Source organism: Mycobacterium paragordonae (assembly GCF_003614435.1).
In the GTDB taxonomy this organism is placed as follows: domain Bacteria; phylum Actinomycetota; class Actinomycetes; order Mycobacteriales; family Mycobacteriaceae; genus Mycobacterium; species Mycobacterium paragordonae.
Genome location: NZ_CP025546.1, coordinates 3,541,803 through 3,559,273, shown reverse-complemented (window position 1 = coordinate 3,559,273; position 17,471 = coordinate 3,541,803). Strand labels below are relative to the sequence as shown.

Sequence of the window (17,471 nt, the reverse complement as noted above, 5' to 3'; positions counted from 1 at the left end):
CTGGCTCACCCGGCGGTGCTGCCGACGGCGGCTTCCACGAAGCGCCGCAGCGTTGCGTTACGAGCCCGCGGCAGAAAAACCAGGGAGACGGAACAGGGCGGCGCGCCCCGCAGCGGTATGAACTTCACCGCCGGGTGGATGTTGCGCCGTACCGCGACATCAGGGATGACGCCGATGCCGCGGTCGGCGGCCACCGATTCGATCCACTCGTCGAAGTTCGTTGTCTCGATTACTGTTTCGGGGCCCTGGGTGCCCGGCCAGGACCACGGGCCGGTGGTGCCGCTGGTGGTGTTGACGACGAGCGGCAATCCCGGGATCTCGGCCCAGTCCAACTCCGATCGCCGTGCCAGCCGGCACCCGACGGCGCATACCGCGACCCGCGACTCGTCGAACAGGTGCACCACCTGCACGGCGGTCGAGGTGACCTCGCCCCGCACCACGGCGACATCGACCCTGCCCTGCTGCACTGCGGCCAGCGCATCGTCGGTGCGGACCAGCTGCACCGTGGTGCCGGTGGTGCGCTCGAACCGGGCGACCGTCTGCTGCGCCCACGGATCGGGCAGCAGCCAACTGAAACCCAACCGGATGCTCGCTTGCCGCCGCACCGCATCCAAGCCCCGCTCCAATTCGGCGAGGACTCGCTCGACATGCTCCAGAAACGACTGCCCTGCCGGGGTAGCCGCCACGTGCCGCGAGCTCCGGTCGAGCAGAGGCACGCCCAGCGCGTCTTCCAACTGCGCAACCGTGCGGCTCAGCGCGGGCTGGGTGATGCTGAGTTCGTCGGCGGCGTTGGTGAACGACCGCAGTCGCGCCACGGCCTCGAAGGCGCGCAGGTGGCGCAACTCCACTCGGCCGCGCGCCACGTCCGTCATGCCTGAGAAGCATAGATGTTTCGCGACAGGCATTTCACGCCCGGATTGCCCCGGCCCGGCTTGGTGTTGACCAGGGCGAGGAGAACGGAGGACACCATGCCACTGCTGTACATCGACCTCATCGAGGGCCGCACACCGGCTGAGGTCCGGTCGCTGCTCGACGCCGTTCACGACGCGGTTGTCGATGCGTTCGGGGTACCCCCGCGCGACCGCTACCAGGTGGTGCGCAGCCATCCGGCCCACGAGACCATCGCGCTGGACACGGGTCTCGGCATCGACCGCACTCCGTCACTGGTGATCGTTCAGATGGTGAGCCGACGCCGTCCGCGCGAACTCAAGCAGAAGTTCTACGAGCTACTGGCGTCGACGCTCGCCGAGCGATGCGGACTCGACCCGGCCGATCTGATCGTCTCGATCACCGAGAATGAAGATGAGGACTGGTCTTTCGGCCACGGCCGGGCGCAGTTCCTCACCGGAGAACTGACCGCGGAGGCGCAACGATGACGCTGCACACCCGACTCACCGACTTCCTTGCCATCCGGCACCCGATCCTGCTGGCGCCGATGGCCATGGTGTCGGGAGGCCGCTTGGCGGCGGCGGTCACCGCCGCGGGCGGCCTGGGACTCCTCGGCGGCGGTTACGGCGACGCGGCCTGGTTGCGTTCCGAGATGGCCCAGGCCGGGGGTGCTCGCGTCGGCTACGGCTTCATCACCTGGAGCCTGGCGCAGGCACCCGAACTGCTCGACACCGTGCTGGCGCAGCAGCCGCCGACGGTCATGCTGTCGTTCGGCGATCTCGCGCCGTTCGCGGACCGTATCCACCGGGCGGGCGTTCCGGTGACCGCCCAGGTGCAGACCCTTGCCCAGGCGCAGCGGGCGCTGGACGCCGGCGCGGACATCATCGTCGCGCAGGGGGGCGAGGCGGGCGGGCACGGCATGAGCGTCCGTTCGACGTTCACGCTGGTGCCTGAGGTCGTCGACCTGGTCGCCGCACGCGCACCCGCGACGCTGGTGGTGGCCGCCGGAGGTGTCGCCGACGGTCGCGGCCTGGCGGCGGCGCTGGCGCTCGGTGCCGACGGGGTTCTGGTCGGCACCAGATTCTGGGCTGCTGCGGAAGCATTGGTGTCAGCGGGCGCGCACCGGCGCGCCATTGCGGCCGGCGGCGACGAGACAATCCGTACGGAGGTCTTTGACGTTGTGCGGCAACGTGATTGGCCGAAGGGCTTTGATCTGAGGCTGGTGAGCAATGCGTGGATCCAGCGCTGGCATGACAGCCCCGACGAGCTGCTGGCACGGCTGCCGGAGGCTGTCACTGCCTACCGGGAGGGGGTCGCCGCCGAAGACTTCGACGTCGACACCGTGCTGGTCGGCGAGGCCGTCGGGCTGATCCGCGAGGTCAGGCCGGCCGCGGATATCGTGACCGCGATGGTGCGCGACGCGGCCCGGATCCTCAACCGGGCCGGCGATTAGGACTGTTCGCAGATCAACTCGGCCAGCAGGCGGCGGTCGACCTTGCCGGTCGCGTTGTAGGGGATGTCGTCGACGACCGCCAGCCGTTCGGGCAGCTTGAAGTAGGCGATCATGTCCCGGCAGTGGGCCCGCAATTCCTCGAGTGTCACCGGCGCCCGCGTCACCACCGCGGCACCGACCCGCTGGCCCAGCTCGTCGTCGGACAGTCCGGCGACCGCGACGTCGCTGACCGCCGGATGCGAACGCAACGCCTCCTCCACCTCGACGGGGCCGAATTTCTCGCCACCGCGGTTGATGGTGTCGCGCAACCGGCCGCTCGGGTAGATGTAGCCGTCGTCATCCACCCGGCCCAGGTCGCCGGTGCGCAGCCATCCCGCGACGGTGTTGACCGGCGAGTTCACCCACAACTCCCCGACCGCCCCCGGCGGCACATCGGCGCCGGTGACCGGATCGACCACCCGCACCTGCACGCCCGGCAGCGGCCGGCCGACCGAGCCCGCCCGGGCCGGATCGTGGTGATCCTCCGGGGTGAGGTTGGCGAACGTGCCCAGCGTCTCGGTCTGGCCGAAAACGTTGGTGAAGGCCACATTCGGCAGTGCGGCTAAAGCCTTGCGCATCAACACGGTAGGAGCGGCGGCGGCGCCGTAGGTGATGGCGGCCAGCGACGACAGGTCGGTGGCGGTGAATTCGGGATGGTCCAGAATCCGGTGCAGCATCGTCGGCACCAGGAACATGCCGGTGACCCGGTGCCGGGCCACCAGGCGCAGCCATTCGCCGGCGTCGAACCGTCGCTGCACCACCAGGGTGTTGCCCGAGTACAGGCTGGCGAGCAAGCCCAGAGAACCGCCCACGTGAAAGTACGGCACACACATCATCACCGTCACCGCCGGCCTGGCCGGCGAAAACGGTTGTGACGTCCTGCTCAGGCGCGCCGCCAGTTGACGACTGCCGATCTCGACCGTCTTCGGCAGGCCGGTGGTTCCACTAGTGAACAGGACCATCGCCGCGCGATCCGCGTCGTCCGCGGCCGACCCCGCTGTCAGCGGCGCGTCGGCACCGATGAGTTCGGCGGCCGTCAGCACGGTCACCGACTCGGGGAGCCGATCTGCGAAGGCCTCCCCCGCCACCGCCACCGGGCAGCAACCGGCGTTGTCAAGCAGGGCGCACAACTCACCGGGCGTCAGCGCGGGGTTCATCAGTGCCGCGGTCGCCCCGACGCGGGCCGCGCCCAGCAGCGACGCGATCGACAGCAGGCTCGCCGTGTCGACGACAGCCACCCGGTCCCCGGCCGAGACTCCCGCGGCCGCCAACGCACCGGCGCACCGGCGCACGGCCGCGTCGAGTGTCCCGTAGCTGATCGCCGCACCGTCGATGATCAGGGCGGCCCGCTGCGGATCGGCGACCGCGGCGGCGTCGATGATCGTCCCGAGGTTCATGAATCCTTAGTACAGGGGCGACCAGGTAGAGGTGCGCAGCAGGCGGCTGGTCCACTGGTCACGGAGATCCAGCGCGTCGTGCAGCCAGGTCCCGGGTGTGCGGTACTCGGCCGGGATGTGGGTTCGGAGCAGGTCGAGCAGCGCCTCGGGCCGGCTGATCCGTTGCATCAGAATGACTTCGCGGCGCAGATGGCTGCCGAGGGCGGGCTGAAAGGAGGCGTCCATCTTCAGCATGGACGACGGCTGCTCGAGGCTGCGGGCGTACACCTCGCCACACCGGACGATGTACTCCTCGAATTTGTCCTCATAAGGCCACATGGTGTCTTCCATGTACAGGCTCATGTCGTGCTCGCGGCCGTCGACGGGGACCTCGTCGAAGGCCACCTCCTGCATCGGGGACCAGGGCAGCGGGACCAGCAGTTTGGCGTCGACGCCGTGGCGCAGTTCGTCGGTGTGATGCATCCAGTCGCGCAGGTCTCCGTGCTGAACTCGTTTGGTCAACCGCTCCCAGGCCGCTCCGTCGCGCACCGCCGTCACCGTGATGACGGTGTAGGCGGGTCCACTGCCTTGCGCCTGATTGGTGTACCAGAGCAGCCGCGCCTCGTCGCCGGCCGCCAGCATCGGCATCCAGCCGTCGCGGAATGCGGCCTCGAACTCGTCCTCGGAGCGCCCTCGCACCGTGTGGACTTCGTGCATGAAAAGCAACGCCCAAGACCTCCCACGCCGGCGCTGCCTTCTGAACGCCTGCTCCGTCACTTACTGGCAGGACGTTAATAGCAGGGCTTCATCCTGTCCACGGGGGGTCGACGGCGCCGTCAATTTCGGCCCGGGAGTTGCGGTGTTGGGGCGCTTCGGGTCTGCCGCGGTAGTTTCGTGACACAGAAGTTGGTGAAGGGGACGGGATGGATATCGCTTCGGTCGACGAACTGCTCACCACTACCCGTGCGGTACGCAAACGTCTCGACCTGACCCGACCGGTGGGTCGTGAGGTGATCCTGGAATGCATTCGCCTGGCGATGCAGGCGCCCACCTCCAGCAACGCACAGGACTGGCGCTGGGTCGTCGTCACCGACGCCGGCAAGCGCGCCGCGATCGCCGAAATCTATCGCAGCATCGGCGCGGAATACCTGGTCCACGCGGAGGCCAACGCCGACGACCCGCAGACCCGCCGCGTGTACCGCAGCGCGCGGAGCCTGACCGACACGCTGGCGCAGGTCCCGGTGCACGTCATCCCCTGCCTGCTGCAGCCCATCGACGAACGCAATCGGCTGGTCGCCGCGTCGGCCTGGGCATCGATCATCCCGGCGGGCTGGAGTTTCCTGCTTGCCCTGCGGTCGCGCGGCTTGGGCTCGGTATGGACGACGATGCACCTGGCTAAGGAGCGCGAGGTCGCCGAATTGCTTGGCATTCCCGACACCGTCACTCAGGCCGCCCTGTTCCCGGTGGCCTACACGATCGGGACTGATTTTCGGCCCGCCGCGCGGCCGCCCGCGGAATCGATCACCTTCTTCGATGAATGGGGCGAAGGCTGATGCAGTCCTACACCGTGCGGTTCCACGTGGATGCACCGCCGGCCAGGGTGTGGCGGGTGTTGCATCCTCCTGTGCCACCGGACGCGCCGCGGCCGCGCGTGTTGACCTGGCCCACCGGCAGCATGGAGATTCTCAACGAGGGCGACGAAGCCGGTGAGGGACTGGTCCGCACCTGCGTTTTCCCGGTGCCGAAATACCTGCTGTCCGGTGGCAAGGGGCGGTCGTGGGAGACCGTCACCGAGGCGAAAATCAACAAGGTGTCGCGTTATGTCGCGATCGGCAAGCCATTGTGGTCGCGGGCGGAGGGCTACCACCAGCTCGACGAACAGCCCGACGGCACCACCGTGCTGACCTTCCACGAGACCTACCACGCGTACAACCCGGTGCTGCGTCTGCTGCTGGAGCGTCCGGTGCACGCGCGCATTTCGCGTGACAATCTGGACACCTACGAACACGCGCTCGGTTATGCCGGCGCGGTGCGGCGACTGAACTGAACGGCGCACGGTTAGAAATGAGTTCGCCGGACCGCTAAACTAGTTACTTATGGGCTCTAAGCAAATGGCGGTTCGCTTCGGCGCCGCTGCGCTGATGATCGCCGGCTCGTTCGCATCGGTCGGCATCGCCGCCGCGGATCCCGACCCGACTCCCGAGCCGGCACCGGCTCCCGCGCCATCGGTCGCGCCGACGCCGGCGGGAGCACCCGCGGGAGCGCCCAAGACGATCATCGATCACGACGGCATCTACACCGTCGGTAAGGACATCGCACCGGGCACCTACGTCACGCCCGGACCGGTGGGCACCGGAACCTGCTACTGGAAGCGGACCGGGAATCCTGATGGCGCGCTGATCGACAACGCCATGACCAAGAAGCCTCAGATAGTCCAGATCGACCCAACCGATCAGACTTTCAAGACGAGCGGCTGTCAGCCCTGGCAGCCCACCAGTGAATCCCCGCCGCCGAATACCCCGGGGCCGCAGGTGCAAGCCGGCCTGGGAATTCTCAACGGCCTGCTCGCGCCACACGGGCCCTGATCTAGGCAGGCGGCGCCAGCGCCGCCTCGACCGTCGTGTACATCGGCAGCAGCCGGCGCAGTCCGCACGCGGCGATGGTGCGCGCGACGATCGGCTGATTGCTGACCAGGCGCAGGTTGACGCCGCGACGACGGCAGCGCACCGATTCCTGGGCGAGCACCGCGTAGGCGCAGGAGCCCAGAAAATCAAGCTCGCGGATGTCGATGACGAACGGGCCCGGTGCGATCGCGATCGCGGCGCTCCTGTTGACCAGCCGCTGCCAGATGATTTCGTTGCTGGCATCGATGTCACCGCCGACGTGGACGACCACCGCCGACCCGGTGCATTCGGTGACCGCCCGCAAACCACTGTTCGGGTCGGCGATTTGAGAACTCAGCCGCGTAGTCGAAGGACCTGGCGATGATCCGATCGCGACAGTGTTCATTCGGCAGTATCCCGTCTTCGTATGGATCTGGCATGTACAACGACGCCGGCTGGCACGGCACCCTCATACGTGTTCGTGCCGAGAGACAGCGTAATTGTTGGGCGGCGTTGAGAGGCGGTCTTCGTAAGCACGGCTTAATCAGCATATGTGCAACAGGGCCTGACAACATAGGATGTCCACACGAAATTTCCCGCTTTGCGGTGCGATTCAGCGGTTGCGGCGGCTGGCACGGCGGGTCAGCAGCGACAGCATCCAGCTAACGATCGACAAAAGGATCGCCGCCCAGATCGCCGTCCACCAAAAGTGGTCGATCTGCAGGCCCCAGTGGGTGGTGTCTTTGGTGATCTGCGCCGTGATCCACAGCATGAACGCGTTGATGACGATGTGAAAGAGACCGAGGGTCAGGATGTACATCGGAATCGACAGGATCTGCACGATCGGTTTGACGATCGCGTTGACCACTCCGAAAAGTACGGCGACGACGAAGATAATGCCGATCCGCTGGAACGTGGTGTTACCGCCGACGAAAGTCAGGCCGGGCACGAATAGGGTGACCACCCATAGCGCGAGTCCGGTCAATGCCGCGCGGAGCAGAAAAGCCACCATGCGCCGATCCTGCCACCGAACGCGCGTCGGGACGCTTAATTCAGGCCGTAGAAACGTTGGGCATTGAGGCCGCCGATTTTTTCGCGTGACTGCTCACTGATATCGGGGCGGTTCCGCAGATGCTTGGTGCTTTCCGGCCACTCCCCGTCCCAGTGCGGGTAGTCGCTGGCGAACATGATGAAGTCGTCGCCCAGCACGTCGATCACGCCGGGCAGGATCGGCTCTTCCGGTTCGCACGTCACCCAGATGTTGCCCGCGCGCAGGTACTCGTGCGGGTCGCGGCGCCAGCCACCCTCGATCCAGTCACCGCGCTTCTCGTAGTGCTCGTGCAGACGATCGATGAAGAACGGAACCCAGCCCGCGCCGGCTTCCAGAAACGCCACCCGAAGCCCGGGGTGGCGCTCGAAGACGCCGCCGGACACCAGCGCCGTCATCGCGGTCATCTGGTCGAACGGGAAGCTGATGCAGTGCACCTGGATGTAATTGGTGAAACGGTCGACGCCGATCTTGGGCAGATGGATGCCGGGCGCGCCGTGTATGCCCAGCGGCATGTTGAGATCCACTGCGGCGGCGTAGAAGCGGTCGAGGTCGGGATGGTCGAGGTTGCGGGTTTTCAGCGCCGGCGGAACCAGGGTCGCGACCAATCCCAGCTCTTTGGCCTCGGCCATGATGTCGATGGCCACCTCGCCGTGTTCGATCGGCGTCACGGCCACCCCGCGCAGCCGGCCGTGGGTCGGCTCGCAGAAATCCGCGATCCAATGGTTGTAGAGGCGCGCGAAACCGGCGGCGAAGTCGGGATCCTCGAGGCTCGGCACGCAAAGCCCGAGACTGGGATAGAGCACCATCGTGTCCAGATGATCGCGGTCGGCGTCGGCGAGCACGCCCTCGGCGCTCGAGCAGTTGATGTCGGGCGCCTTGGTGATGCCGTGCTCAGGCGGGCATCCGGCACCCGGGCCGGTGTCTTCGGGATAGTTGCGGCCCTCGATGGTCAGCCGGGGCCGCCGATCGTTACTCAGCTGCACGCGATCCGGCCAGCGCTTCAAAGCTTCGAAGGCGAGCGTCGAGTTCTCCGCGACGTGTCCATCGGCATCGATGATCCGCATGTAACCGGAACATACCCGCTCGCGCGCCGGACTCGCGGTATGGCGACACGTAGGCCACGATGCTCTCGTGACCAGACAGCGGTTGACCAGCGACCAGCGCAACTCCTTCCTGGCGGCATTCCTGGGCTGGACCATGGACGCCTTCGACTTCTTCATCGTCGTGCTGGTATACGCCGACATCGCCGAGACGTTCCACCGCAGCAAGACCGAGGTCGCCTTCGTCACGACGGCCACGCTGGTGATGCGACCGGTCGGAGCGTTGCTGTTCGGGCTGTGGGCCGACCGGGTCGGGCGCCGGCTCCCGCTGCTGGTCGACGTGCTGTTCTATTCGGTCGTGGGGTTCTTGTGCGCGTTCGCGCCGAACTTCACGGTGCTGGTGATTCTGCGGCTGCTCTACGGCATCGGCATGGGCGGCGAGTGGGGATTGGGCGCGGCGCTGGCCATGGAGAAAGTCCCCACCGAGCGGCGTGGCTTCTTCTCCGGTTTGTTGCAGGAGGGCTACTCGTTCGGCTACCTGCTGGCCAGCCTGGCCTCGCTGATCGTCATGAACGGGTTCGGTCTGTCCTGGCGCTGGTTGTTCGCGTTGAGCATCATCCCGGCGATGATCAGCCTGATCATCCGCTACCGGGTGGAGGAATCCGAGGTGTGGGAGGCCGCCCAGGACCAGATGCGGCTGACCAAGACCCGGGTGCGCGACGTGTTGCGGGACGCCAAAGTCATCCGCCGGTTCTTCTACCTGGTGTTGCTGATGACCGCCTTCAACTGGATGAGTCACGGCACCCAGGACGTCTACCCCACGTTCTTGAAGGCCTCCGTGGACCATGGCGCGGGCCTGTCCAGCGCAACCGCCCGCTGGATCGTGATCGTATACAACGTCGGCGCCATCGTCGGCGGCCTGATATTCGGAACCTTGTCGCAGCGATTCGGCCGGCGCTACACGATCGTCTTCTGTGCAGTCCTGGCGCTGCCGATCGTGCCGATATTCGCCTATTCGCGGACCGCGGCGATGCTGTGCCTGGGCTCGTTTCTGATGCAGTTCTTTGTGCAGGGCGCCTGGGGTTGCATCCCGGCGCACCTTACCGAGATGTCGCCGGACGCCATCCGTGGGCTGTACCCCGGCGTGACGTATCAGCTCGGCAACCTGCTGGCGGCGTTCAACCTGCCGATTCAGGAGCACCTGGCCGAAACCCACGGCTACCCGTTCGCTTTGGCGGCGACGATCGTGCCGGTGCTGGTGATGGTGGCGCTGTTGACGCTGATCGGCAAGGACGCCACCGGAATTCGGTTCGGGTCCTCGGAGAGCGCGTTTCTGCCGGCTAAGAGCTGAGCGCCCTCAACAGCAGGTGCATGGCAACCGTGGTCGAGCGTTCCCGGACGTCGGATCGGTTGCCGGGCAGCCTCAGGGTGCGGGTGATTTTCGGACCGTCTCCGAGCGCGACCGTGAAACACACTGTGCCGACCGGCTTTTCGTCGGTACCGCCGCCGGGCCCGGCGATCCCGGTGATGGCGACCGCGGTGTCGGCGTCGAATCGCTTGAGCGCGCCGGCCGCCATCGCTTCGGCCACCGGCTCCGAAACGGCACCGTGTTCTTCGATGAGTGCGGCGTCGACGCCGAGCAGTTCCACTTTGGCTTCGTTGGAGTACGACACCACCCCGCCGGTCACGTAGTCCGAGGATCCGGCTCGGTCGGTCAGCCGTGCCGCCAGCAGCCCGGCGGTGCAGGACTCCGCCGTGGCGATGCGGCGCCCGGCCAGCAGTCGCGCGACCAGATCGTCGACCTGAGAACCGTCCTCGGAGAAGACCTGGTCGCCATGCCGGTCGCGCAGCAATTGCGTGAGTTCTGAGTAGGTTTCGGCGGCGTCGGGCTCGTATCGTGTCACGATCTCCAGCTCGCCGCGTCGCAGGCAGGTGGTGATCTCCAGCGAAGCGAAGCCGGGAATGGCGGTCTCGGCTTCGCGCAGCGTCTCGGCCAGCCCCGACTCCGGCAGCCCGAACATCCGCACCATCTCCTGGCGGTAGACGGTTCGCCCGGCGATGGCTTCCTGCACTCCCGGGGTCTCAATTGCCTTGTGCCACATGGGTTGCAGCTCCCGTGGTGGTCCCGGCAGCACCAGCACGGCGGGCGTGCCGGGCACCACCACACCGGGCGCGGTGCCCACCGGGTCGAGGATCTGCGAGCCGACGGGAACCATGGCCTGCTTACGGTTGGCGGCGCGTACCGACTCGAACTTCCCTGGTTCCATCAGGGCGGCGAACGCGGGGTTGCGCGCCATCAGGGACTTGAGGATCTCGGCGATCCGGTTCTCCAGCGCTTCGTCCAGTTTGAGTTCGCGGCCGCAGAAGCGGGCCACCACTTCGACGGTCATGTCGTCGGCCGTCGGGCCCAGGCCCCCGCTGGTGATGATCAGGTCCACATTCTGGTCGGCCATGAAACGCAGCTGCGCCTCGATGTCGGCGGGGCGGTCGCCGCAGATGGTGATGTGCGCCAGCTCGACGCCCAGTTCCAACAGCCGGTCGGCGAGCCAGGGGCCGTTGCGGTCCTGTACCCGTCCGGTCAGAACCTCGGTGCCGGTGACCACGATTCCTGCGCGTGCGCTCACCGTGCTGAGCCTACGCATACGAGGGCATCAATTAGCCTGAGGTAGTGGCGCAGGCTCCGCGCACCCGCTATGCGCAGCGTGGCGATCTGGACATTGCCTACCAGATGATCGGAGGCGGTCCGACCGACCTTGTCGTGTTCCCGGGACCGTCGATACCGATCGACTGCATCGACACCGAGCCGTCGATGTACCGCTTCCACCGCCGGCTTGCGTCGTTCGGCCGGGTGATTCGCTTCGATCTGCGCGGAATCGGGATGTCCTCTCGCGTTGCCTCGCTGGAGATGGTTGGGCCGAAGTTCTGGGCCGAGGACGCGATCGCGGTGATGGATGCGGTCGGGTGCGAGCGGGCGGCGGTCGTCGCGCCGAGTTTTCTTGCCATGGGCGGTCTGGTGTTGGCGGCCGACTACCCGGAACGAGTACGAAGCTTGGTGATCATCAACGGGGCGGCGCGGTTGTTGTGGGCGCCGGACTACCCGATCGGAGTGCAGCCCAGCGCCACCGAGCCGTATACGTCGACCGCGATCGAACCCGACGCGGTCGAGCAGGGTTTCGACGTACTGCGCAGCGTCGCGCCGACCGTTGCCCACGACGACGCATTCCGAGCGTGGTGGGATCAGGCGGGGAACCGTGCGGCATCACCGAGTATGGCCCGTGCCTTGAGCAGAGTCGTGACCGATGCCGATGTGCGCGACACGCTGGCGCGCATCAAGGCGCCGACGCTCATCCTGCACCGCAGGGACGTGAAGTTCATTCCGGCGGAGCATGGTCGCTACCTCGGGGAGCATATTGCCGGATCCCGCTACGTGGAGGTGCCCGGCGCTGACTCGCTGTACTGGGTGGGCAACACGGGACCGATGCTGGATGAGATCGAAGAGTTCATCACCGGCGTCCGAGGCGCCGCTGATACGGAACGAGTGCTCAGCACGGTCGTCTTCACTGACATAGTCGGCTCCACCCAGCGCGCCGGCGCGCTCGGTGACGAACGGTGGCGGGACCTGCTCGACCGTCACGACGCGGTGATCCGCAGCCAGATTCAGCGATTCGGCGGGCGTGAAGTCAACACCGCCGGTGATGGATTCGTCGCGACGTTTGTCAGTCCGAGTGCAGCCATCGCATGTGCCCAGGAGATCGTCGACGCGGTGCTCTTACTCGGCATCGAGGTGCGGGTCGGCATCCACGCCGGCGAAGTCGAGGTGCGTGGTACCGACGTGGCCGGCATGGCTGTGCACATCGGCGCGCGGGTAGCGGCGCTGGCCCGACCCAGCGAGGTATTGGTGTCCTCGACCCTGCGCGAGATCGTCACCGGATCAAAGCGCACGTTCGTCGAACGAGGCGAGCACGAACTCAGGGGCGTCCCCGGGCGGTGGCGGGTGTATGCCGTCGGCGGTTAGCGCCCCGGTCCGGGGTAAGCCTTAGCGGCTGGATTGACCGGGCTCGCCGGGCTGCCCGGGCTGACCGGGTTCGCCAGGTTGTCCTGGTTGGCCCGGCTGCCCTGGTTGGCCGGGTTGTCCTGGTTGGCCGGGTTGCCCAGGTTCACCGCCGACGCCCCCGGGACCGCCTTGCCCAGGCTGACCGCCGGGGCCGCCGGCACCGCCAGGACCACCGTCGCCGCCCCGGCCGCCGTCGCCGCCCCTACCGCCGGCGCCGCCGCGACCCCCAGCACCGCCGGCCCCTCCGGCACCTCCCGCGCCGCCTGCGCCCCCGGCTCCGCCCCGGCCGCCGGGACCACCGGCTCCGGCCTGGCCCGGCTCGCCGGGCTGACCCACCGTCCCGTCGCTCATGGGACCGGTACCAATCCTGGATTTGCCTGACGAGCCATCTGTGTCCTCCGGTGGTCGAGTTCGGTGTCGCGGCAGCGCGTACGCATTAGCTGTGCCGATGCTATGCCTATCAGACGCATTCGCGGACGCCGGCCGTTTCGCCGGAACGGCCGACGAGTGGGCCGGGGAAGCGTTGCCGCGTTCGATGCAGCGGCAACCTTATTAGGGCTCGTCCGACCCTCGCCGACGGCCGCCGGCCCGCGCTAAGCGGCTCGTCAGGGCAGTGATCCGGTGATGCCGGGGTTGCCGTTTGTGGGTGCAGGCGGTCCTGAGCCTGCACCCGCCAAGCCGAAGGCCCCGGCCGTGGTTTGGCCCGGGTAACCGACCGCATATGCGTTGCCGCCGTTGCCGCCGCCGCCGCCTTTGAATCCGCCGTCCCCGCCGTTGGCGCCATTGCCACCGGTGGCCTTTCCGGGTCCATAGTTGTACGCCGACCCGCCGGACCCGCCGCCCCCGGCAAAGACGACGGCATCGCCGCCGCGACCGCCGTCGCCGCCGGTGGCGTTACCAGTGCCGATAGTTATGGTCGCACTACCGCCGTTACCACCGTTGCCGTAAATGACGACAAGGTCGTTGTAGGCGCTGCCGGCCGCCCCTCCCTTGCCTCCAGTGATGCTGTTCGCATTGAGGGCGTTAAGGATTTCCACACTGCCCCCGTTGCCGCCGCTGCCACCCGTGCCGCCTGAGCCCGGACTGCTACTGCTGCCGCCATTGCCGCCGTTGCCAGGTGTAGCGGTTCCGATGCCAAAGTTGCGGGCGGACCCGCCGGACCCGCCGGACCCTCCGCCCTGAGCGCCGGTGGCGCCGTTACCGCCGCTGCCGGCGGTGGCACTGGCCGAAGAGCTGTTGGCGGAGACACTCGCGTCGCCGCCGGTGCCACCGTTCCCGCCGACCCCGCCGCCGCCGGCCGCGCCATCCGCGCCGGCATGGCCGATTGCCTTCCCGCTTCCGTAGTTCCACGCCGAGCCGCCTTGGCCGCCGGATCCGCCGCCGCCACCGCCTATGTCGCCGTTGCCGGTGCCTCCGGCGCCGGGTGCGCCGCCGATAGCGTCGCCGGAGCCGTTGTTGGTCGCGGTACCGCCGCTGCCGCCGATCCCGCCGGTGCTGCTGGTGCCCGTGGCATTGCCACCCGCGGCACCGGCGCCGCCAATGGCCTTGTGCGTAGAGGAGGGGTGGCTGATATAAGCGTCGCCGCCGGCCCCGCCGTGGCCAGGTTGGGTGACGCCGGCGTTGTTGATGCCGTTCCCCCCGAGTCCGCCGGTGCCGCCGATCGCATCGTTCGGATTGGCGCCGTTGCCGATCTCCACGCCGCCGCCTTGACCACCGCCCCCGCCGCCGAAGATGCTGCCGGTGCCGCCTGCTCCGCCGGTGGCTGCGGTGTAATTTCCGGTTCCGGTGGTGTACGCATAGCCGCCAGACCCGCCGGACCCGCCGCTTTGACCATTGCCGCCGGCCCCACCGTTGCCGGGGGTCACAGTGGCCTTCGAGGCAGCGTTCAAGATGCGTGCATCGCCGCCGTGGCCGCCGCCCCCGCCGGTACCGCCGGGGTTGTTGATCCCCGGCGCGCCGTCGTGGCCGATGGCGTTTCCGGTGCCGTAGGCCCAACCACTCCCACCTGTGCCACCGGCCCCGGCAATGTTGCCACCCGTTCCGCCGGCACCGGGGGCGCCGCCGAGGGCGTCTCCGGTGCCGTTGTTGGTCGCGCTACCGCCACCGCCGCCTATGCCGCCGTTTTGGCCGGCGTTGCTGCCGTGTCCGCCGGTGCCGCCAATGGCGTTATGCGTGGAGAGCACGTTGTTGATGCTTGCGTCACCGCCATTGCCGCCGTAGCCGGAGCCGAAGTTGTTGGCCCCCGTACCTGCGTTCCCGCCGGTGCCACCGACGGCGTCATTCGGGTTGGCGACGTTGTTGATTTCCACGCTGCCGCCTTGGCCGCCGCTGCCGCCACCGCCGTTGATGCCGGTGCCCGTGCCGCCCGCTCCGCCAGTGCCGGGGTTGAGGTTTCCGATTCCGTCCATTCGTACATAACCGCCGGTGCCGCCGCTCCCGCCGGTGAAGCCATCGCCGCCGGCGCCGCCGTTGCCCGAGGTCGCGGTTGCCGTAGATGCGACGTTGAAAATGCGCGCGTCGCCGCCGTGACCGCCATTGCCGCCGAAGGTCCCGACGATTGCGCCGCCCGTGCCGCCGGTGCCGCCGTTACCGCCAGTGACGTTTGCGGTTCCGCTGGTGACCGCGTCGCCGCCGTCGCCGCCGGCGCCGCCGTTGTTGTTGCCGACGCCGTTGCCGCCGGCGCCGCCCTTACCGCCGGTGCCGCCCTGCGAACCGCTGTCGCCGCCGTCGCCGCCTCGACCACCGTGGCCGCCGGCCGCCGAGGCGTTCCCGCCGGCCCCGCCGATCCCGCCGTTACCGTAAACGCCGCCGCTGCCGCCGGCCCCGCCGTCACCGCCGTGAGTGGGCGAGCCTTCGCTGGTGGCGTCGTAGCCGGCCCCGCCGGTGCCGCCGGTGCCGCCGGTGCTTACTGTGCCCGCCGCGCCGGAGGCGCCGGCGGCTGCGCCGGCCCCGCCCTTGCCTCCGGTGCCCACGTTCCCGGGGTCACCGGCGGTGCCGCCGGTGCCGCCGTTGTGAACGCCGGCGTTGCCGGCGCCGCCGGCACCGCCGTCGCCGCCAGCCCCGGCGTTGCCGCCGGCTCCGCCGGCACCTCCATTGCCGTTGGCGCCCGCCTGGCCAAACAACGCCGAGCCTTTGCCGCCAGCCCCGCCGGCACCGCCGTCGCCGCCGAGTGCGCCGTTACCGCCCTTGCCGCCCGGGTCGCCCATCGCGCCCGCGGTGACGGCGGCCGCGCCGGTGCCGCCGTTGCCGCCGGTTCCGCCGACCCCGCCGGCACCGCCCACGCCACCCGGACCACCGTTGCCGTACAACGTCCCGCCGCTACCGCCAGCTCCCCCATTACCGCCTAGCCCGCCCGCGGTTCCATTGTTGCCGAGGGCGCCAGGTCCGACCGGGGCACCAATCGTGCCAGCCACACCGGCGCCCCCGGCCCCGCCCGCACCACCGTTGCCCCACAGCCCTGCGTCACCGCCCCGGCCGCCGGCCTGACCTGGCGCACCCGATCCGCCGTTGCCGCCGTTGCCCCACAGGATCCCGCCGGCCCCGCCGTTGGCACCGGTCCCCGGCGCGCCGTTGGTGCCGTCGCCAATCAAGGGGCGTCCCAACAGGAGGTTGGTGGGCGCATTGATCACGCCCAGAACAGCGTCCACGAGGGTTTGCAGCGGGTTGGCGGCAGCTGCCTCAGCGGCCGCATAAGCATCCCCTGCGCCGCTCAGCGCCTGCACGAACTCGCTTTGGAATGCCGCCGCTTGCGCGCTCAGCGCTTGGTACTCCTGAGCGTGCCCGGAGAACAACGACGCGATCGCCGCCGAGATCTCGTCACCGGCGGCAGTCATCACTTGGGTAGTGGGGACCGCAGCGGCAGCGTTGGCCGCCGTCAGCGACGAGCCGATGCCCGCCACGTCCGTTGCCGCCGCCGACAGAGCTTGTGGATACGCCAGTAAATACGACATGGGTGCCTCCCGAATGGCCACCATCGCCCGAATATTTGTGAAGTTTGTATGAGTTCTACTCTGGTATTGCGGGAAAGACCTGACTTTGGTCCAAGTATTCATTTTTTCTGTTATGAGCTTCGAACGCTACTCCAGCAGTTCCGCCGCATGCTGAAATAGCTTCGCGCACAACAATTCCGACGCAGCGAAGCGCACCGTGAGGCTGCCGCCCCAGAAATTCATCTACTTTTCTGACAGATACCGCTCGACGGATTGCACCTTCTGCGTCATCGCGTCTGTCGTTCCGGCCCGCATATCCGCCTTGATCACGGTGCTGACGCGGGGTGCCCGCGCGGCCACCGCCTCCACCGCCCGCTGCACCACGGCCATCACTTCCGCCCAGCTGTCGCCCTCGATCACGGTGAACATCGAATCCGTCTTGTTGGGCAAGCCCGACTCACGAACCACCCGGACCGCCTCGGCGACGATCTCGCCGACGGCCTCACCCACGCCCATCGGGGTGACCGAAAACGCAACCAGCACAGACACGTCACGAGCCTACCGAGCCTCGTCCACGAAAGGGCATGGCAGCATCATGGCGATGCGAGTTCTGGTGCAACGGGTTTCCTCGGCAGCGGTGGTGGTGGACGACCGGGTCGTCGGTGCCATCCGGCCGCCGGGCCAGGGCCTGCTCGCCTTCGTCGGCGTCACCCACACCGACGGACCCGACCAGGCCCGGCGACTGGCCGAAAAACTCTGGACGCTAAGGATTCTCGACGATGAGAAGTCGGCCTCTGACGTCGGCGCACCGATCCTGGTGGTCAGCCAGTTCACCTTGTACGCCAACACCGCCAAGGGTCGTCGCCCGTCCTGGAACGCGGCAGCACCCGGCGCGACGGCTGAGCCGTTGGTAGCGGCGTTCGCCGAAGCGCTCCGCGAATTGGGCGCACACGTCGAAACCGGGACCTTCGGCGCGCACATGCAGGTGGAGCTCGTCAACGACGGGCCGGTGACCGTTTTGCTGGAACTTTGACGGGT

At 68.1% G+C, this 17,471-nt stretch carries 18 protein-coding genes; 8 read left to right on the top strand and 10 right to left on the bottom strand.

The annotated features are described in order from the left end of the window. Positions 1–5: 5 nt before the first annotated feature. The gene (locus C0J29_RS16185; RefSeq protein WP_120792926.1) at positions 6–872 is read right to left on the bottom strand and encodes a LysR family transcriptional regulator; all 867 of its coding nucleotides are present in this window, start codon (positions 870–872) and stop codon (positions 6–8) included. Between the two features lie 96 nt (positions 873–968). On the opposite strand from C0J29_RS16185, the gene C0J29_RS16180 reads away from it, so the two are divergent. After that, the gene (locus tag C0J29_RS16180) at positions 969–1,376 is read left to right on the top strand and encodes a tautomerase family protein (RefSeq protein ID WP_065045159.1); all 408 of its coding nucleotides are present in this window, start codon (positions 969–971) and stop codon (positions 1,374–1,376) included. After that, positions 1,373–2,341 carry an NAD(P)H-dependent flavin oxidoreductase gene (locus C0J29_RS16175; RefSeq protein WP_120792925.1) on the top strand — a complete coding sequence of 323 codons (969 nt, stop codon included), beginning with the start codon at positions 1,373–1,375 and terminating at the stop codon, positions 2,339–2,341. The genes C0J29_RS16180 and C0J29_RS16175 overlap by 4 nt, the downstream gene beginning before the upstream one ends. Here C0J29_RS16175 and C0J29_RS16170 read toward each other — a convergent pair. Both C0J29_RS16170 and C0J29_RS16165 read right to left on the bottom strand, forming a co-directional pair. Beyond that, positions 2,338–3,777 carry a class I adenylate-forming enzyme family protein gene (locus C0J29_RS16170; RefSeq protein ID WP_120792924.1) on the bottom strand — a complete coding sequence of 480 codons (1,440 nt, stop codon included), beginning with the start codon at positions 3,775–3,777 and terminating at the stop codon, positions 2,338–2,340. The genes C0J29_RS16175 and C0J29_RS16170 overlap by 4 nt on opposite strands. Positions 3,778–3,783: 6 nt before the next feature. After that, a complete protein-coding gene (locus tag C0J29_RS16165) occupies positions 3,784–4,473 on the bottom strand; it encodes a hypothetical protein (protein ID WP_231513352.1) in 690 nt (229 codons plus the stop codon). Positions 4,474–4,679: 206 nt separating this feature from the next. Between C0J29_RS16165 and C0J29_RS16160 the strand changes: the two genes are divergently transcribed. The 3 genes from C0J29_RS16160 to C0J29_RS16150 are packed head-to-tail and all read left to right on the top strand — an operon-like array spanning position 4,680 to position 6,341. Then, positions 4,680–5,309 carry a nitroreductase family protein gene (locus C0J29_RS16160; protein WP_065045162.1) on the top strand — a complete coding sequence of 210 codons (630 nt, stop codon included), beginning with the start codon at positions 4,680–4,682 and terminating at the stop codon, positions 5,307–5,309. After that, positions 5,309–5,803: an SRPBCC family protein gene (locus C0J29_RS16155; RefSeq protein ID WP_120792923.1), complete on the top strand. Its 495-nt coding sequence runs from the start codon at positions 5,309–5,311 to the stop codon at positions 5,801–5,803. The genes C0J29_RS16160 and C0J29_RS16155 overlap by 1 nt, the downstream gene beginning before the upstream one ends. Positions 5,804–5,852: 49 nt before the next feature. Further along, positions 5,853–6,341: an Rv1352/Rv1906c domain-containing protein gene (locus C0J29_RS16150; RefSeq protein WP_065165970.1), complete on the top strand. Its 489-nt coding sequence runs from the start codon at positions 5,853–5,855 to the stop codon at positions 6,339–6,341. A 1-nt stretch (position 6,342) separates the two neighbouring features. On the opposite strand, the gene C0J29_RS16145 is transcribed toward C0J29_RS16150, so the two are convergent. The 3 genes from C0J29_RS16145 to C0J29_RS16135 form a co-directional block, all read right to left on the bottom strand. Beyond that, positions 6,343–6,765, bottom strand: coding sequence for an anti-sigma factor antagonist (locus tag C0J29_RS16145; RefSeq protein ID WP_065045165.1), 423 nt, complete (start codon positions 6,763–6,765; stop codon positions 6,343–6,345). A gap of 207 nt (positions 6,766–6,972) precedes the next feature. Continuing rightward, positions 6,973–7,371 (bottom strand): phage holin family protein, encoded by a 399-nt coding sequence (locus C0J29_RS16140; RefSeq protein ID WP_120792922.1) that lies wholly within the window; start codon positions 7,369–7,371, stop codon positions 6,973–6,975. 35 nt (positions 7,372–7,406) lie between these two features. Beyond that, positions 7,407–8,474, bottom strand: a complete 1,068-nt coding sequence (locus C0J29_RS16135; RefSeq protein WP_065165968.1) for an amidohydrolase family protein — start codon at positions 8,472–8,474, stop codon at positions 7,407–7,409. 67 nt (positions 8,475–8,541) lie between these two features. On the opposite strand from C0J29_RS16135, the gene C0J29_RS16130 reads away from it, so the two are divergent. Beyond that, positions 8,542–9,801 carry a sialate:H+ symport family MFS transporter gene (locus C0J29_RS16130; RefSeq protein ID WP_162951487.1) on the top strand — a complete coding sequence of 420 codons (1,260 nt, stop codon included), beginning with the start codon at positions 8,542–8,544 and terminating at the stop codon, positions 9,799–9,801. Here C0J29_RS16130 and C0J29_RS16125 read toward each other — a convergent pair. Then, on the bottom strand, positions 9,791–11,074 hold the full coding sequence (locus C0J29_RS16125; protein ID WP_482808818.1) for a competence/damage-inducible protein A: 1,284 nt from the start codon (positions 11,072–11,074) through the stop codon (positions 9,791–9,793). The genes C0J29_RS16130 and C0J29_RS16125 overlap by 11 nt on opposite strands. A 44-nt stretch (positions 11,075–11,118) precedes the next feature. Here C0J29_RS16125 and C0J29_RS16120 point away from each other — a divergent pair, with 44 nt between their 5' ends. Next, positions 11,119–12,465, top strand: coding sequence for an adenylate/guanylate cyclase domain-containing protein (locus tag C0J29_RS16120; RefSeq protein ID WP_120792920.1), 1,347 nt, complete (start codon positions 11,119–11,121; stop codon positions 12,463–12,465). Here the strand turns inward: C0J29_RS16120 and C0J29_RS34410 are convergent. The 3 genes from C0J29_RS34410 to C0J29_RS16105 all read right to left on the bottom strand — a co-directional run bounded on the left by C0J29_RS34410 (position 12,462) and on the right by C0J29_RS16105 (position 16,982). After that, the gene (locus tag C0J29_RS34410) at positions 12,462–12,803 is read right to left on the bottom strand and encodes a hypothetical protein (RefSeq protein WP_163761742.1); all 342 of its coding nucleotides are present in this window, start codon (positions 12,801–12,803) and stop codon (positions 12,462–12,464) included. The genes C0J29_RS16120 and C0J29_RS34410 overlap by 4 nt on opposite strands. Positions 12,804–13,109: 306 nt before the next feature. Beyond that, a complete protein-coding gene (locus tag C0J29_RS16110; RefSeq protein ID WP_120794763.1) occupies positions 13,110–16,454 on the bottom strand; it encodes a PE family protein in 3,345 nt (1,114 codons plus the stop codon). A gap of 222 nt (positions 16,455–16,676) precedes the next feature. Then, positions 16,677–16,982 carry an MTH1187 family thiamine-binding protein gene (locus tag C0J29_RS16105; protein ID WP_120792919.1) on the bottom strand — a complete coding sequence of 102 codons (306 nt, stop codon included), beginning with the start codon at positions 16,980–16,982 and terminating at the stop codon, positions 16,677–16,679. 52 nt (positions 16,983–17,034) lie between these two features. Between C0J29_RS16105 and dtd the strand changes: the two genes are divergently transcribed. Further along, positions 17,035–17,466 (top strand): D-aminoacyl-tRNA deacylase, encoded by a 432-nt coding sequence (gene dtd / locus C0J29_RS16100; RefSeq protein WP_120794762.1) that lies wholly within the window; start codon positions 17,035–17,037, stop codon positions 17,464–17,466. Positions 17,467–17,471 lie beyond the last annotated feature (5 nt).

Excerpts from the sequence above, each read along its gene's own strand:
- C0J29_RS16165 (WP_231513352.1), bottom strand. The coding sequence starts at position 4,473 with ATGCACGAAGTCCACACGGTGCGAGGGCGCTCCGAGGACGAGTTCGAG.
- C0J29_RS16170 (WP_120792924.1), bottom strand. The coding sequence starts at position 3,777 with ATGAACCTCGGGACGATCATCGACGCCGCCGCGGTCGCCGATCCGCAG.
- C0J29_RS16135 (WP_065165968.1), bottom strand. The coding sequence starts at position 8,474 with ATGCGGATCATCGATGCCGATGGACACGTCGCGGAGAACTCGACGCTC.
- C0J29_RS16140 (WP_120792922.1), bottom strand. The coding sequence starts at position 7,371 with ATGGTGGCTTTTCTGCTCCGCGCGGCATTGACCGGACTCGCGCTATGG.
- C0J29_RS16150 (WP_065165970.1), top strand. The coding sequence starts at position 5,853 with ATGGGCTCTAAGCAAATGGCGGTTCGCTTCGGCGCCGCTGCGCTGATG.
- C0J29_RS16145 (WP_065045165.1), bottom strand. The coding sequence starts at position 6,765 with ATGAACACTGTCGCGATCGGATCATCGCCAGGTCCTTCGACTACGCGG.
- C0J29_RS16110 (WP_120794763.1), bottom strand. The coding sequence starts at position 16,454 with ATGTCGTATTTACTGGCGTATCCACAAGCTCTGTCGGCGGCGGCAACG.
- C0J29_RS16185 (WP_120792926.1), bottom strand. The coding sequence starts at position 872 with ATGACGGACGTGGCGCGCGGCCGAGTGGAGTTGCGCCACCTGCGCGCC.
- C0J29_RS16175 (WP_120792925.1), top strand. The coding sequence starts at position 1,373 with ATGACGCTGCACACCCGACTCACCGACTTCCTTGCCATCCGGCACCCG.
- dtd (WP_120794762.1), top strand. The coding sequence starts at position 17,035 with ATGCGAGTTCTGGTGCAACGGGTTTCCTCGGCAGCGGTGGTGGTGGAC.
- C0J29_RS16180 (WP_065045159.1), top strand. The coding sequence starts at position 969 with ATGCCACTGCTGTACATCGACCTCATCGAGGGCCGCACACCGGCTGAG.
- C0J29_RS16160 (WP_065045162.1), top strand. The coding sequence starts at position 4,680 with ATGGATATCGCTTCGGTCGACGAACTGCTCACCACTACCCGTGCGGTA.
- C0J29_RS16155 (WP_120792923.1), top strand. The coding sequence starts at position 5,309 with ATGCAGTCCTACACCGTGCGGTTCCACGTGGATGCACCGCCGGCCAGG.